This is a genomic window from Cedecea neteri NBRC 105707 = ATCC 33855 (assembly GCF_001571265.1).
Taxonomy (GTDB): domain Bacteria; phylum Pseudomonadota; class Gammaproteobacteria; order Enterobacterales; family Enterobacteriaceae; genus Cedecea; species Cedecea neteri.
In genome coordinates, this window is record NZ_BCTL01000030.1 from 45,474 (window position 1) to 61,005 (window position 15,532).

16 protein-coding genes are annotated in these 15,532 nt (G+C 55.3%); 9 read left to right on the forward strand and 7 right to left on the reverse strand.

What is annotated here, in order from left to right; all coding sequences use genetic code 11:
* Positions 1-5: 5 nt before the first annotated feature.
* From galE to modE, 3 genes are all read right to left on the reverse strand, one after another.
* Complete coding sequence (galE, locus tag CNE01S_RS13580) at positions 6-1,022, reverse strand: UDP-glucose 4-epimerase GalE (protein ID WP_061276761.1); 1,017 nt, start codon at positions 1,020-1,022, stop codon at positions 6-8.
* A gap of 223 nt (positions 1,023-1,245) precedes the next feature.
* Positions 1,246-2,724, reverse strand: coding sequence for a molybdate ABC transporter ATP-binding protein ModF (gene modF / locus CNE01S_RS13585; RefSeq protein ID WP_061276763.1), 1,479 nt, complete (start codon positions 2,722-2,724; stop codon positions 1,246-1,248).
* Positions 2,725-2,801: 77 nt separating this feature from the next.
* A complete protein-coding gene (gene modE, locus CNE01S_RS13590; protein WP_061276765.1) occupies positions 2,802-3,593 on the reverse strand; it encodes a molybdenum-dependent transcriptional regulator in 792 nt (263 codons plus the stop codon).
* A gap of 128 nt (positions 3,594-3,721) precedes the next feature.
* On the opposite strand from modE, the gene CNE01S_RS24425 reads away from it, so the two are divergent.
* The 4 genes from CNE01S_RS24425 (at position 3,722) to modC (ending at position 6,583) form a co-directional block, all read left to right on the forward strand.
* On the forward strand, positions 3,722-3,874 hold the full coding sequence (locus tag CNE01S_RS24425) for an AcrZ family multidrug efflux pump-associated protein (RefSeq protein WP_008456213.1): 153 nt from the start codon (positions 3,722-3,724) through the stop codon (positions 3,872-3,874).
* Between the two features lie 185 nt (positions 3,875-4,059).
* Entirely contained in the window at positions 4,060-4,836 is a 777-nt protein-coding gene (gene modA / locus CNE01S_RS13595; protein WP_061276767.1) for a molybdate ABC transporter substrate-binding protein, read from the forward strand.
* On the forward strand, positions 4,833-5,525 hold the full coding sequence (gene modB, locus CNE01S_RS13600) for a molybdate ABC transporter permease subunit (RefSeq protein WP_061276770.1): 693 nt from the start codon (positions 4,833-4,835) through the stop codon (positions 5,523-5,525). Before modA ends, modB begins: the two co-directional genes overlap by 4 nt.
* A complete protein-coding gene (gene modC / locus CNE01S_RS13605; RefSeq protein WP_061276772.1) occupies positions 5,525-6,583 on the forward strand; it encodes a molybdenum ABC transporter ATP-binding protein ModC in 1,059 nt (352 codons plus the stop codon). Before modB ends, modC begins: the two co-directional genes overlap by 1 nt.
* On the opposite strand, the gene CNE01S_RS13610 is transcribed toward modC, so the two are convergent.
* A complete protein-coding gene (locus tag CNE01S_RS13610) occupies positions 6,584-7,414 on the reverse strand; it encodes a pyridoxal phosphatase (protein WP_061276773.1) in 831 nt (276 codons plus the stop codon).
* A 128-nt stretch (positions 7,415-7,542) separates the two neighbouring features.
* Here CNE01S_RS13610 and pgl point away from each other — a divergent pair, with 128 nt between their 5' ends.
* The gene (gene pgl / locus CNE01S_RS13615; RefSeq protein ID WP_061276775.1) at positions 7,543-8,541 is read left to right on the forward strand and encodes a 6-phosphogluconolactonase; all 999 of its coding nucleotides are present in this window, start codon (positions 7,543-7,545) and stop codon (positions 8,539-8,541) included.
* Positions 8,542-8,596: 55 nt separating this feature from the next.
* On the opposite strand, the gene CNE01S_RS13620 is transcribed toward pgl, so the two are convergent.
* The 3 genes from CNE01S_RS13620 to bioA all read right to left on the reverse strand — a co-directional run bounded on the left by CNE01S_RS13620 (position 8,597) and on the right by bioA (position 11,709).
* Complete coding sequence (locus CNE01S_RS13620; protein WP_061276776.1) at positions 8,597-9,877, reverse strand: putative acyl-CoA thioester hydrolase; 1,281 nt, start codon at positions 9,875-9,877, stop codon at positions 8,597-8,599.
* Between the two features lie 144 nt (positions 9,878-10,021).
* Positions 10,022-10,261, reverse strand: a complete 240-nt coding sequence (locus tag CNE01S_RS13625; protein WP_061276778.1) for a hypothetical protein — start codon at positions 10,259-10,261, stop codon at positions 10,022-10,024.
* Between the two features lie 161 nt (positions 10,262-10,422).
* Complete coding sequence (bioA, locus tag CNE01S_RS13630) at positions 10,423-11,709, reverse strand: adenosylmethionine--8-amino-7-oxononanoate transaminase (protein ID WP_061276780.1); 1,287 nt, start codon at positions 11,707-11,709, stop codon at positions 10,423-10,425.
* Between the two features lie 89 nt (positions 11,710-11,798).
* Here bioA and bioB point away from each other — a divergent pair, with 89 nt between their 5' ends.
* From bioB to bioD, 4 genes are read left to right on the forward strand one after another with little or no spacing between them, the layout of a single operon-like run.
* Positions 11,799-12,839 carry a biotin synthase BioB gene (bioB, locus tag CNE01S_RS13635; RefSeq protein ID WP_061276782.1) on the forward strand — a complete coding sequence of 347 codons (1,041 nt, stop codon included), beginning with the start codon at positions 11,799-11,801 and terminating at the stop codon, positions 12,837-12,839.
* Positions 12,836-13,987: an 8-amino-7-oxononanoate synthase gene (gene bioF / locus CNE01S_RS13640; protein ID WP_061276785.1), complete on the forward strand. Its 1,152-nt coding sequence runs from the start codon at positions 12,836-12,838 to the stop codon at positions 13,985-13,987. Before bioB ends, bioF begins: the two co-directional genes overlap by 4 nt.
* The gene (gene bioC, locus CNE01S_RS13645) at positions 13,971-14,729 is read left to right on the forward strand and encodes a malonyl-ACP O-methyltransferase BioC (protein ID WP_061276787.1); all 759 of its coding nucleotides are present in this window, start codon (positions 13,971-13,973) and stop codon (positions 14,727-14,729) included. Before bioF ends, bioC begins: the two co-directional genes overlap by 17 nt.
* On the forward strand, positions 14,722-15,405 hold the full coding sequence (gene bioD / locus CNE01S_RS13650) for a dethiobiotin synthase (RefSeq protein ID WP_061276856.1): 684 nt from the start codon (positions 14,722-14,724) through the stop codon (positions 15,403-15,405). Before bioC ends, bioD begins: the two co-directional genes overlap by 8 nt.
* Positions 15,406-15,532: the final 127 nt, after the last annotated feature.

Genomic DNA, 15,532 nt, shown 5'->3' on the forward strand with positions numbered 1-15,532 from the left:
TATCCTTAATCTTCATAACCTTGGGGGTGGCGTGACTGCCAGCGCCAGGTATCGTCTGCCATTTCCTGCAGCGAACGGCTGACACGCCAGTTGAGTTCTTTGTCGGCTTTGGTGGCGTCGGCCCAGTAGGCCGGCAGATCGCCGTCACGGCGCGGTGCAAAGTGGTAATTCACCGGTTTGCCGCAGGCTTTGCTGAAGGCATTCACAACGTCGAGCACGCTGCTGCCGATGCCCGCGCCGAGGTTGTAAATATGCACGCCCGGTTTACCGTTCAGTGCCTGCATGGCGGCGACGTGGCCGTCGGCGAGATCCATCACGTGGATGTAGTCACGCACGCCGGTGCCGTCTTCGGTTGGATAATCGTTACCAAAGATAGCCAGCGAGTCGCGGCGGCCGACGGCAACCTGCGCAATGTAAGGCATCAGGTTATTTGGGATGCCCTGAGGATCTTCCCCCATGTCGCCTGACGGATGTGCGCCAACCGGGTTGAAGTAGCGCAGCAGAGCAACGCTCCAGTTCGGCTGTGCTTTCTGCAGGTCGGTAAGAATTTGCTCAACCATCAGCTTGCTTTGCCCGTAAGGGCTGGCCGGCTTGCCGGTAGGGAAACTTTCTACATAAGGGATTTGAGGCTGGTCGCCATAAACGGTGGCGGAAGAGCTGAAGATGAAGTTAGTTACGTTTGCCGCTCGCATCGCGGCGATAAGCTTCAGGGTGCCGGTCACATTGTTGTCGTAATACTCCAGCGGCTTATTCACCGATTCACCGACGGCTTTCAGGCCGGCAAAATGGATGACGGCATCAATACGATGATCACGGAAAACCTCTGCCAGCAGGGCTTCGTCGCGGATATCACCGTTGATAAACTGAGGATGCTTGCCCCCCAGGCGCTCAATCTCCGGCAATACGCTGCGTTTGCTGTTGCATAAGTTATCGAGGATCACCACGTCGTGCCCGCTTTGCAGCAATTGCACGCATGTATGGCTTCCAATGTAACCGCTACCACCTGTAACTAAAACTCTCATTTTTCGCTCCATATAGCCTATGGGTTAAGATAACCATAGCATATCAGATGGCTGAAAAATGTGATATGTACCAGATTAGTGGTATCGTTTACACTGCGTTTTTTACCGTGAATAAAAAAGGCGTAATGTATTGTAAAACAAATGCGTAAAGATAGAAGTGTGCGTCTATTCCGAAAGTCAAAGTTCGGCAGGATATAAAAAGGCGCCGCAGCGCCTTGAAGGATTAAACCGGAAGAATATTTTCTATCTGATAGCCGTATTTATCACCATCCGGTACAAACGTCAGCCGGTGGGTAATACACTGTGGCGCATCTTCGGCGTGGTGGGACACAAACAGCAGCTGCGTTTCTCCCTCGCCAATCAAAATATCGACAAAGCGGCGTATCAGCTGCCGGTTAAGCGGGTCCAGGCCTTGCAGAGGTTCATCCAGTATCAGCAGAGTTGGATGCTTAACCAGCGCGCGGGCAATCAACGCCAGGCGCTGCTGCCCCCATGAGAGGCTGTGGAAAGGTGCGTCAGCCGTGGCGTTATCCATCCCCAGCATGTTCAGCCATTCTCGGGTCAGCTTTTGTTGGCGATCTGAAACTGCCTGGTAAATTCCGATGGAGTCGAAATAGCCCGAAAGAATCACGTTGCGAACGGTGGTGCTAACCCGGTAGTCCAGATGCAGGCTGCTGCTGACGTAACCAATATGTTTTTTGATATCCCATATTGTCTCACCGCTGCCACGGCGGCGGCCAAACAGCGTCAGATCGTTGCTATAGCCCTGAGGATGATCCCCGGTGATCAGGCTGAGTAATGTCGATTTTCCTGCGCCGTTAGGGCCGACAATCTGCCAGTGCTCACCGGGGTTCACCGACCAGCTAAGTTTGTGCAGGATAGGGCGATCGTTGTATTCCACCACGCCGTCTTTAAGCACAATACGAGGCTCGTTTTCCGGCAGCGTATAGCGAGCAGACGGATCGTCAGCCTCCGGAAGCGCCACGCCCGCCAGTTTTTCGCTATGGGCTAGCTGCGCAATAAGCGCCTGTTCCAGCAGGGCCTGCTTTTCACCGCTTTCCGTTAGCGTGCAGTCTGCCAGCACGCCGGCAAATTGAACAAAATCAGGGATCTCATCAAACCGGTTGAGCACCAGCACCAGGGTATAGCCCTGAGCGCTCAGCTGTGCGAGCAGGTCAGCCAATTGTTGGCGAGACTTCACGTCCAGGCCGTCGAATGGCTCATCCAGGATCAGCAGTTCTGGCTCCGACATCAGCGCCTGACAAAGAAGCGTTTTACGCGTTTCCCCGGTCGACAGGTATTTAAAGCGGCGGGTGAGCAGATGCTCAATGCCAAATAGCGCGGCCAGTTCACGGCAACGGGCTTGATTCACCACTTCTTCCTGGATGATTTCTGCGGTGGTGCGGCCGGTGTCGTCTTCGTCGGCGCTTAGCATATCGGTGTTATTGCGCTGCCACTCGTCGCTAACCAGCTTTTGCAACTGTTCAAAAGAGAGATGAGCAATGCGGGTGAAGTCGCAGCGGCGTTCGCCCTTCATGATGGGCAGGCTACCCGCCAGCGCACGGGCAAGAGCGGATTTGCCGCTGCCGTTCGCGCCAACAAACGCCCAGCTTTCTCCGGCGCGAAGAGTAAGGTCGTTCAGGGTAAGGGTTTTTATGTCGCTAAGGTGAAACGTACCTTGCGAAATTTGCAACGCAGACATGTTTTATCCCATTTTTTGCAGCGATGAGGCTACAGAAATACGGCGTGTCTGCGTTGATGTCAATGGGAAGTGGACTTTTAGCAGAGTGTGGCGACAATCACTCTGTCCGCATTGAAATATGCTGTGACCTTAGCACCTTCTGCCAGCGCCTGTTGTTCTACGTGGATATTCGGCAGGGTGGCGCACAGCGTCTGGCCATCGGCCAGTTGAATCAGCACTTCACTTTGCTCTTTGCCCTGCTCAATGCTGTTGATTTTGCCCGGCAGCTGGTTATCGGCATTGCCCGCCGCATGAGCATCAATCGTGACGTCTATCCACGGTGCTTTGATAAGCACCAGCACTTCTTTGCCTTCGTCCAGCCCCAGCCGCTCTGCACTTTGGCGGGTAATCGCCGCTTTCAGGCGAGTTTCACCGTCAGCCAGCAGAATATCTACGTGCTGCTGAACCTGTTCGTCATCGCGTTTTAGCACGGTGCCAAACAGCTGGTTGCGGGCGCTGGTTTGCAGCGAAAAACGGGAGATGGCGGCGAGCAGGCTATCCAATGGCAGGGCGTCATCCTGCAGAACATTAAAGGCCTTTTGTTGTATTTGCGCGAGCAAATCGTAGAGCTGAATAAGACGCTCGCCGTAACGGGTGAGCACCGCGCCGCCGCCGCCTTTACCGCCGGTAGCGCGATCAACCAGGCTTGATTCTGCCAGCTGGTTCATTTCGTTAATCGCATCCCACGCGCTTTTGTAACTGATGCCTGCCAGTTTCGCACCCTGACTAATGGAACCCGTGTGGCGGATTTGTTTAAGCAGCGCAATACGTCGCGGGTCGGCGAACAGCCGTTGCTGGAGTTTCAGCGTCAACAAAATTTCAGCTTGCATGGTCTCTCCGTGCCAGAAAAAACCTTATTTTCCTCTATTGTGCCGATCCGGGCAAATGGCACAAAAGGAGAGTGCGTTTTTCTTAACTGCCGCTAGAATAATCATTCTCGCTTTTGCCGGAGGCAACTATGTTCGAGTTATTGAAAAGCCTGGTGTTTGCCGTGGTCATGGTGCCGGTTGTGATGGCAGTCATCCTCGGTCTCATCTACGGATTGGGTGAAGTGTTTAACGTCTTTTCAAAAGTCGGTCATCGCGACCAACAGCCGAAACAGCATCACTGATTCCCTGAAAACCCGGCATTTGCCGGGTTTTCTCTTTCTGCCGCGTTAGCGCCCCGCAAGCAGCCATTCCGTTGATCTCCGTCAAGAACTTTAAAGCCCTTCTTCTTTCTGCCGATAAATTCTGTATCTTCCGCATTGCAATCGTTATATTTCACGTTACATAACGAAACAAACGGAGTGAAAACATGAATCAACGTTGGGTTCGCCTCGCCCTGGGCGCGGCTTTATCGGTTTCTCTGGCAGGCCAGGCACTGGCTGAAAGTAGCAAAATTACCGTCTTTGCGGCGGCATCGTTAACCAATGCGATGCAGGATATTGCCACGCAATATCAGAAAGAGAAGAAAGTTGAGATCGCTTCTTCTTTTGCCTCTTCCTCCACGCTGGCTCGCCAGATTGAAGCAGGTGCGCCAGCCGATCTGTTTATTTCTGCCGATCAGAAATGGATGGATTATGCTGTTGAGAAAGACACCATCAAAACGGACACCCGCGAAACGCTGCTGGGCAACAGCCTGGTGGTGGTCGCCCCGACTGCCAGCAAGCAGGGCGACATTGCCATTGACGCGAAAACTGACTGGGCTTCGCTGCTAAAAGGCGGTCGTCTGGCGGTGGGCGATCCTGACCACGTGCCTGCGGGGATTTACGCCAAAGAGGCGCTGCAAAAACTGGGCGCGTGGGACACTTTATCCAGTAAACTTGCTCCGGCAGAAGACGTTCGCGGTGCGCTGGCTCTGGTTCAGCGTGACGAAGCCCCGCTGGGTATCGTTTACGGTTCTGATGCCGTGGCCGGAAAAGGTGTGAAAGTTGTGGGCACCTTCCCGGAAGATTCTCACAAAAAAGTGGAATACCCGATTGCGATCGTTAAAGGCCACGATAACCCGTCAGTGACCGCGTTCTATAGCTATCTGAAAGGACCGGAAGCGGCGAAAGTTTTCCAAAAATACGGATTTACGACGAAACAATGATATTGAGCGATCCCGAGTGGCAGGCGGTACTGCTGAGCCTAAAAGTCTCATCCATTGCGGTACTGTTCAGTCTTCCCATCGGGATCTTCTTTGCCTGGGTGCTGGTGCGTTGCCGCTTCCCGGGCAAAGCCTTGCTCGACAGCCTGATTCATCTTCCCTTAGTCCTGCCGCCGGTGGTGGTGGGCTATTTGTTATTAGTGGCCTTTGGTCGCCGCGGGTTTATCGGCGCCTGGCTGTATGACTGGTTTGGCATTACCTTTGCCTTTAGCTGGCGTGGCGCGGTGCTGGCGGCGGCGGTCATGTCGTTCCCGCTGATGGTTCGTGCGATTCGCCTGGCGCTCGAAGGCGTTGATCTCCGCCTTGAACAGGCGGCAAGAACGCTGGGCGCAGGGCGCTGGCGTGTCTTTTGCACCATTACTTTGCCGTTAACACTACCGGGTATTATTGCCGGTACCGTGCTGGCTTTTGCCCGGTCGCTCGGTGAGTTCGGCGCAACAATCACCTTCGTTTCCAACATTCCTGGTGAAACCCGAACGCTACCTTCAGCCATGTATACCCTGATTCAGACCCCAGGCGGAGAAAGCGCCGCCGCACGTTTATGCCTGATCGCAATAGCGCTGGCGATGACCTCGCTGCTGGTGGCTGAATGGCTGGCGAGAGTCAGCCGCAAACGTATGGGGGCAAACTGATGCTGGAACTTAAGTTCGTTCAAACGCTGGGCACGCATCGGCTGGAAATCAATGAAACCCTGCCGGGCCAGGGTATCACGGCCATTTTTGGCGTCTCTGGCGCAGGAAAAACCTCATTAATCAATGCGATTAGCGGCCTGACTAAGCCCGAACAGGGGCGTATCGTGCTGAACGATCGCGTCCTGACTGATGCCGAAAAACAACTTTATCTGCCGCCCGAAAAGCGTCGTGTCGGCTATGTATTCCAGGACGCCCGACTGTTTCCGCACTACCGTGTTCGCGGCAATTTAAAATACGGCATGGCAAAAAGCATGGCTGGCCAGTTCGACAAGTTGGTGGCACTGCTCGGCATCGAAGATTTGCTGGAACGTTTCCCGTGGAGCCTGTCCGGGGGCGAAAAGCAGCGAGTTGCCATTGGACGGGCACTTCTGACCGCGCCGGAGCTATTGCTGCTGGACGAGCCGCTAGCCTCGCTGGACATTCCCCGTAAACGTGAACTATTGCCTTATCTCCAACGGCTAGCCCGCGAGATCAACATTCCGATGCTGTACGTGAGTCATTCGCTGGAGGAAATCTTGCATCTGGCGGACAAAGTGCTGGTGCTGGATGCGGGAAACGTGAAGGCGTTTGGCAACCTTGAAGAGGTGTGGGGCAGCAGCGTGATGCATCCGTGGTTGCCTAAGGAACAGCAAAGCAGCGTGCTGAAAGTCACCGTGCTGGAGCACCATCCCCATTACGCCATGACGGCGCTGGCGCTTGGCGATCAACATCTGTGGGTGAACAAAATCGACAAGCCGGTGCAGGCCCCGCTACGTATTCGCATTCAGGCTTCGGACGTCTCTTTGGTGCTTCAGCCGCCGGTGAATAGCAGTATTCGTAACGTGCTGCGGGCTAAGGTCGCTCAGTGCTTTGATGACGAAGGGCAGGTGGAGGTTCAGCTCGAGGTGGGTTCCCGCACGCTGTGGGCGCGCATCAGCCCCTGGGCCCGGGACGAGCTGGCGGTAAAGCCCGGTCAGTGGCTGTATGCGCAAGTGAAAAGCGTGTCGATCGCAACCTGATTACAGCACGTACTTATAAAGCGTTTCGGCTATCCCCGTTTCCAGATTCGTGCCGATAGTCATAGCTGCGCGGGATTTTATCGCGTCGTCGGCATTGCCCATGGCCACGCCCATCCCGGCGCTTTCCAGCATGCTCAGATCGTTGTAGTTGTCGCCGAACGCAATCACCTGATCCATTGACAGCCCCTGAGAAGCTACCCACTGAGCCAGACGAGCACCTTTGCTGTTTCCCCGCTGGGCGACGTCAACCTGATCGTGCCAGGACCATTCGCAGGAGAGATTCAGTTCGCGTTCTACTTCAACGGTAAACTGCTTGAGTTTGGGTATGTCTGAGTCAGTCAGGGCGAATTTCCAGATGGACTTCACCTCCTGCGCGGCTTCTTTCAATGAAGGCACGCTGCGGAAAACCGGACGCTGATTTTCAGGTAATGATTGCGCCCAGTTCTGGGTACGGGCGACGTGGGCTTTAACGTGTTCTGAGCTTTCGAGATAAAGCATTGCATCGTCGACGTACATCAGGCCATGTACCCGGTGAGCCGTCAGTAAATCCACCATTTGCGTGGCCTGCTCCGGGCGAAGAGGATCGGACGCCAGAACCTTTTTTGCATGATAATCATACAAATAAGTGCCATTACAGCAAATTGCAGGTGTATCCAGAGCCAGTGCCTGATAAAAAGGATGTATGGCGACATGATGGCGACCCGTTACGATAACCACTTTCACGCCCGCTTCGCGAGCTTGCTGAAGGGCCGTAATAGATTCCGGAAGAATTGTTTTTTGCGGTGTCAGCAGGGTGCCGTCGAGATCGAGAGCAATTACGCGATAACTCATTTAGGGTTCCAGTCATTATTCATAAGGTTCGTTCCGATGGTACACCGCTCGCGCTGTAGCGCAAAATAGCCCGAGCCGTGAGCCGGCCTTATGATGCTTACTTACGACGTCAGGAGGAAAGTAAAGTCATGAAACAGACAGTTTATACCGCCAGCCCGGAAAGCCAGCAGATCCACGTCTGGACGCTGCACGCCAGCGGTGAAATGACGCTTGTGCAGGTTGTTGATGCTCCAGGGCAAGTTCAGCCGATGGTCATCAGCCCGGATAAACGCTTCCTGTACGTTGGCGTGCGCCCCGAGTTTCGCGTAGTGGCTTACCGCATTACGCCGGATGATGGCTCTCTGACGGAAGCTGGCGTGGCGCCTCTGCCGGGCAGTCCAACCCACATTTCTACCGACCGTAAAGGCCGCTTCTTGTTCAGCGCTTCATACAACGCGGCAAACGTGGCGGTGATCAGCCTTGAAAACGATGGCCTGCCGGGCGAAACCGTTGACGTGGTTGAAGGGCTGGATGGCTGTCACTCGGCGAATATCTCCCCGGATAACCGCACGCTCTGGACGCCTGCGCTGAAACAGGATCGTATTTGCCTGTTCACGCTGTCCGACGACGGCAAGCTGGTGGCACAAACGCCTGCTGAAGTGACTACCGTAGAAGGTGCTGGTCCCCGTCATATGGCGTTTCACCCGAACCAGCAATATGTCTACTGCGTGAACGAGCTGAACAGCACCGTTGATGTCTGGGAACTGCGCGACCCGCACGGCAAAATTGAATGTGTGCAGACGCTGGACTTTATGCCGCCAGGTTTCACCGGTACCCGCTGGGCTGCCGATATCCACATCACACCTGACGGCCGCCATCTTTATGCCTGTGACCGCACCGCCAGCATTATCACCGCGTTCAGCGTTTCCGAAGACGGCAGCGTGCTGAACATCGAAGGCTATCAGCCAACGGAAGAGCAGCCTCGCGGCTTCAACGTTGACCACAGCGGTAAATATCTTGTTGCCGTGGGGCAGAAATCCCATCATGCCGCCGTCTATAAAATTAATGGCGAGCAGGGGCTGCTGGAAGAGAAAGGCCGCTATGCGGTGGGACAGGGCCCAATGTGGGTAGCGATTCTCGCGCGCTGATTTTCAGGCATAAAAAAACCTCGCTTCGGCGAGGTTTTTATTTAGCGTTTGGGAATTACTTCTCTTCGACGACCGGGCTGCCTACGCCGCGGTTGTTGAACTCCCACATGCGGTTGAAGCTTGGGTCATTCAGATCGCGTTTGATCGCGCCCTTATCGTCTTTGGTGCCAACGTTGCCCGCGAACGGACGCTTAGACTCCAGCGCATCGCCCCACGGTTTAGCCGTGTTGAAACCTTCGTTGATCACGCTGTCGCGGATCACAACCTGACCATTCGCGGCCTGGCTGTTTTCACCGGCTAAATCCCATGAGCGTCCCAGCTGAGCGTCACCGGCTGCGGTAAAGCGGCTGTTGATCGCCAGGAAGCCGTAGTAGATGTTCGGCAGAGTAGCTGGCGCGAACACCGAACCTTCTTTGGTGCGGCTGTTTACCAGGCGGAAATCGGTGTTGTCGAACACCACGGCACCGCGGCCTGCGACCACATCCACATCACCTTCAATGTAGCTGTTGGTTACCAGCGTGCGCGGCTGACGGTTGGTCAACATGCGGTTCTGAACGTCGCTGTTGGTGACGAAGAAAGTGTTCTGACGGCCCAGCAGGTGAACATTGTTCAACTGCACTTTATCGCCATCGCTGCGCAGCGCAACGGCCTGGTGATTACCGGCATCCACGCTGTCGCCCAGAGTATTCTGGATGGTCAGGTTCTGGAGCTGCAGGCCATTATTCTGTGACCAAACGGCAGCCGAACACATTACGCCCACGGTCGCATCGCGGCGGCTCTGGCAGTTATCAAACATGTACCAGGCGGGTTTCCCTGGCATATATTTTCCGCCTGGGTTAACGGTGCGACGCCAGGTTGTCGGGTCGGTTTCAGAGTCCAGCGTCAGGCCGATTTTGACATCGTCTGCGTTGCCGGAGGTGCCGTACAGCGTCACGCTGCCGGAAGCCGCAGGAATATACACCGTACCTTCATATTGACCCGGCATAATGGCGATATACAGGCGAGAGCTGCTGTGCTTAATAATGGCAGCGTCCACCGCGGCCTGGACTGACGTATGGGTGACGCCAGGCGTACCGGCAGGGCCAACCACGAAATCAGGCTGCTGAGGAGTACGAATCGAGGACGGCGTCCACGCGGCTTCATTTGGGTTCATTGCCGTGAAGTAGCGTGCAGCGACAAAATTCTGCGCTTCGTCAGCCGCCAGGATCGGGCGGGACTGGGTTCCCGGCGCCACCTGAGTAGACGGTTTGTCCTGGGGTGGGGTTGAGCTACATGCACTCAGCGCCACGGCGAAAGCCAGGGCTGCGGCGCGACGAGAAACCGATAATGTGTTCAAGGTTGCTCCTTGCTGTACGGTGGAATAGAGGGTTATTTCAAAACCTGCTTTTTATACTAAGTTGAGCGAAACGGGAAGCCGATTTGTGCAAATCGGCTTCAGAAAGAGGGAAGAGGACGTTATCCGATGATGAAAAGGGTGTGGTTAATCTTTTTCTACGGTGTACTGGCCGTCTTTCTTGCGAATAATATATTTGTGGTCACTGTCGCAGGAGACGGTAAGTGAACCCCCGAATGCGGCGGGGTAAACGCTGTTCACGGTATCGCACTGATAACCCGCCTGACGAATCACTGACTGTGACTCCGCCTTGAGCTGGGGCGAGCCGGTATCGGCCAAGGCGCTGCCTGCTATCAGGCAGAAGCTGAGTACAACGGTTCTCTTCATTTCTGTCTCTCTATGATGTGAATCTGGTGAAACGTTAATCGGCAGCGAGACGGGAAGGGATTAATAACTTAACTGGATTTATTTGTGTAAATTAATTTCAGAAATCGATTAGTGAAGGGCAGACCAGGCCGGCGGCGATGCCGGCCCGGGTGAAACAGAAACTAGCGGAAAAACTCAGGATTTTTTACCGCCTGCGCGACGGCCATAATTAATTTATTCAACTGCTCGGGGCTGATGATGTAAGGCGGCATCAGGTAGATCAGGCGGCCAAACGGCCGGATCCAGACGCCCTGTTCAACAAAGAAACGTTGTAAAGCGGCCATATTGACAGGCCTGAGCGTTTCCACCACGCCAATAGCACCCAGCACACGCACGTCGGCTACGTTTTCGCTCGCGGTAAGCGGCAGCAAACCTGCCTGGAGCTGACGTTCAATCGCCTGAACCTGCTGCTGCCAGTCTCCTTCCGCCAGTAGCGCCAGGCTTTCACTGGCAACCGCGCAGGCGAGCGGGTTCCCCATAAAGGTTGGGCCGTGCATAAAACACCCGGCTTCACCATTGCTGATGGTCTCCGCGACGTGACGAGTTGCAAGCGTAGCGGAAAGCGTCATGGTGCCGCCGGTCAGTGCCTTGCCGAGACACATAATGTCCGGTGAAATACCTGCGTGGTCGCAGGCAAAGAGCTCCCCGGTGCGGCCAAAGCCCGTAGCGATTTCGTCGGCAATCAGTAGAATCCCCTCCCGGTCGCACATGCGACGGAGGCGGCGAAGCCATTCAGGGTGATAAAAACGCATCCCGCCCGCGCCCTGGACGACCGGTTCGAGAATAACGGCGGCAATCTCTTCGCGATGCGCGGCCATCAGTCGTGCGAACGGCACGATATCCATCTCGTTCCACTCATCACCAAAGCCACACTGCGGCGCCGGTGCAAAAAGATGTTCAGGCAAGTAACCCTGCCACAGGCTGTGCATCGAATTATCGGGATCGCAGACCGACATCGCGCCAAAGGTATCCCCGTGGTAGCCGTTACGGAAGGTTAGAAAACGCTGGCGAGGCTGGCCCTTTGCGTGCCAGTACTGCAGCGCCATTTTCATGGCGACCTCAACGGCGACCGAACCGGAATCCGCTAGAAACACACATTCCAGCGGTGCAGGCGTCATCGCTACCAGCTTGCGGCACAGCTCAACGGCCGGCGGATGCGTGATACCGCCGAACATCACGTGCGACATGTTATCAATCTGGGCCTTCATTGCCTGATTCAGCCGCGGATGATTGTAGCCGTGGATAGCCGCCCACCAGGAAGACATGCCGTCGACAAGCATTCGCCCGTCATCCAGTTGCAGCTCACAGCCCGATGCGGCAACAACGGGATAAACCGGGAGCGGCTGGCTCATTGAGGTGTAAGGGTGCCAGATATGTTGCTGGTCGAACGCTAAATCAGCAGGGGTCATAGGGTGACTTGTAAACCATTTTAAAAACATTTAGGTTTACAAGTATAACGTCAATCAGTTTTCTATAACACCCTTTTTGGAGATGCCCCATGGCTCACCACGCACGCTGGACAATGTCGCAGGTCACTGCTTTATTTCAAAAACCTTTGTTGGATCTGCTGTTTGAAGCCCAGCAAACGCATCGCCAGCATTTCGACCCCCGGCAGGTACAGGTCAGTACCTTGCTGTCGATCAAAACCGGAGCCTGCCCGGAAGATTGTAAGTATTGCCCGCAAAGTGCCCGCTATAAAACCGGCCTGGAGGCCGAACGCCTGATGGAAGTTGAGCAGGTGCTGGACTCCGCCCGCAAGGCTAAAAACGCAGGTTCGACCCGTTTTTGTATGGGGGCTGCCTGGAAGAATCCGCATGAGCGCGATATGCCTTACCTTGAGCAGATGGTGCAGGGCGTTCGCGCTATGGGGCTGGAAACCTGTATGACGCTGGGTACGCTGACCAATGAACAGGCGCAGCGACTGGCCTCCGCAGGGCTTGATTATTACAACCATAACCTGGACACCTCCCCGGAATTCTACGGCAACATCATCACTACCCGAACCTATCAGGAGCGCCTGGACACTCTGGATAAAGTCCGTAATGCGGGGATTAAAGTTTGCTCCGGTGGGATTGTCGGGTTGGGTGAAACCGTCACCGACCGCGCCGGTTTACTGCTGCAATTAGCGAACTTGCCAACGCCACCAGAAAGCGTACCTATCAACATGCTGGTGAAAGTCAAAGGCACGCCTCTGGCGGATAACGAAGACGTAGATGCTTTTGATTTTATTCGCACTATCGCGGTGGCGCGCATCATGATGCCGACTTCCTATGTGCGGCTTTCCGCAGGCCGTGAGCAGATGAGTGAACAGACACAGGCGATGTGTTTTATGGCCGGGGCTAACTCCATTTTCTACGGCTGTAAGCTGCTGACGACGCCGAACCCGGAAGAGGACAAAGATCTGCAGCTTTTCCGCAAGCTTGGGCTTAATCCGCAGCAAATTACCACCGAAATGGGCGACAACGAACATCAGCAGCAGCTTGCCGGACAGATCCTGAACGCCGATACCGACAATTATTACAATGCGGCGGTGTTATGAGCTGGCCACAGCGAATCTCCGGGGCTTTAAGTGAACGGAGGGCCAGCGCAAGCCTCCGCACCCGGCAGGCCAATATGCTCGGTAACGGGCGTATTTTTTCGGCCAACGGTCGGGAATATTTGAATTTTTCCAGCAACGATTATCTCGGACTGAGTCACCACCCGCAGATTGTGGAGGCCTGGCAAAAAGGCGCGACGCAGTTTGGCGTTGGCAGCGGCGGGTCTGGTCACGTCACGGGGTATAGCCGTGCACATCAGGCGTTTGAAGAGCAGCTTGCGGATTGGCTCGGCTTTGAGCGAGCGCTGCTGTTTATCTCCGGCTACAGCGCAAACCAGGCGGTGATTTCCGCGCTGGCGCAAAAAACGGACACGCTTATCGCCGACAAACTTTGCCATGCCTCAATGATGGAAGCGGCGATGCAAAGTCCGGCTCAGCTACGTCGATTTCATCACAATGACGTTCAGGCCCTTGCCACGCAGCTTGGTAAACCGCATGAAGGTGAGCAGCTTGTCCTGACCGAAGGTATCTTCAGCATGGACGGGGACCGCGCACCGCTGGCTGAAATAGCACAGGCGGCACGACAAGCAGGCAGTTGGTTAATGGTCGACGACGCGCACGGCATTGGTGTCCTGGGCGATGAAGGGCGTGGCAGCTGTCATCTGCAAAATACCAGACCAGATATTCTGGTTGTCACCTTTGGTAAAGCGTTTGGCGGCAGCGGCGCGGCGGTATTGTGCAGCGAAGACATTGCAACTTACCTGCTGCAGTTTGCCCGCCACTTGATATACAGCACGGCCATGCCGCCGGCTCAGGCCGTCTCGCTTCAGGCCGCGTTAAAGGTGGTTCAGCGGGGCGATGACCACAGAGCGAGGCTGGCTGAAAATATTCAGCATTTTCGCCAGGGAGCCGCTCGGCTTTCGCTGAATCTGGCTGATTCAGATAGCGCGATACAACCTCTGATTGTGGGTGAGAATCAGCGCACGCTGGATCTTGCCTGCCGCCTGAAAGAGCGGGGGTTCTGGTTAACCGCCATTCGCCCGCCTACCGTTCCTCCTGGCAGCGCTCGCCTGCGGATCACTCTCACGTCAGCCCATACTTCTGGCGATATAGACGCATTGCTGGAGGCGCTTTATGACGCAACTTGTTGATAAAGCCGCCGTTGCCGCAGCGTTTAGCCGGGCGGCAGGCAGCTACGAGCGTTTCGCCGAGTTGCAGCGAGTCTGCGGCGATAACCTGCTGACAGAGGTGGCAGGCCGCCCCGCAGTCAGTGTGCTGGATGCAGGCTGCGGCACCGGCTGGTACAGCCGAATTTGGCGGGATAAAGGAAGCGAAGTTTTGGCGCTGGATATTTCGCAAGCGATGCTTGAGCAGTGCCAGCAAACCCAGTCGGCGCATCGTTTCCTTGAGGGCGATATCGAGTCTATTCCTCTGGCGAATGAACAAGTAGATCTGGCGTGGAGTAATCTTGCTGTTCAGTGGTGTAGCGATCTGCAGCAAGGTTTATCCGAACTTTACCGCGTGACAAAAACGGGTGGGTGCATTGCATTTACTACGCTTGCAGCAGGCTCACTGCCTGAACTGCACGAGGCCTGGCGCGGGATAGATGAACGGGCGCATGCCAATCAGTTTTTATCCGTGGCCGAGATTGAACAAGCGTGTCGGCCGTGGCGGTCCGTCGTCGCCAGCCGCACGGTCAGCCAGCGTTTTCCCGACGTCATGAGCGCTATGCGATCGCTGAAAGGCGTCGGCGCGACACACCTGCACGAGGGGCGCAAAAACACTCTGCTGACGCGTGGGCAGTTGCATCGGCTCAGCGAAGCATGGCCAAAGCAAAATGGGCAATTTTCCCTCAGCTGGCAGATAATTTTTGGAGTAATTGAACGTGATTAAAAAATGGTTTGTGACCGGTACTGATACCGAAGTCGGGAAGACCGTCGCCAGCTGTGCGCTGCTGCAGGCGGCGAATACTGCCGGGTATCGCTCCGTGGGCTATAAGCCCGTGGCCTCTGGCAGTGAAATGACGCTTGACGGTATTCGCAATAGTGACGCGTTAGCGCTACAGCGCAACAGTTCGGTCAAACTGCCGTATGAGGAGATCAATCCGCTGGCTTTTCTTGAGCCAACCTCTCCGCACATCATTAGTGCCGAAGAGCAACGCCCCATTACCTTTTCTGCTATGTCCGGTGGGCTGGAAAAGCTGACTAACAAAGCCGACTGGGTTCAGGTTGAAGGGGCTGGAGGCTGGTTTACCCCGCTATCAGACACCACGACATTTGCCGAATGGGCCATCAGCGAGCAACTGCCGGTTATTTTGGTGGTGGGCGTGAAGCTTGGCTGCATTAACCATGCGATGCTCACGGCGCAGGCTGTGCTGGCCGCCGGATTGCCGCTGGCAGGCTGGATAGCAAACGGCGTTCAACCCGCAGGGAAAAGGCACGCAGAATATCTTGCCACGCTCGAACAACGGCTACCGGCTCCTCTGCTGGGGGAGATCCCGTGGCTTGAGGATATCAGCGATGAAACCTCGCTTGGCCACTATCTCGATCTCTCTGTCATTGCGGTGTAAGCCGCAAGACTAACGCAACAAAAGCCATGCTCGCAGCGAAGCCTCGGGCTGGCTCCCGCTTTAACACATTCCCCAAAGACAAAGATTTTTCTCTGCCGGCAACGCGTATAGAGTAATTCATAATTTA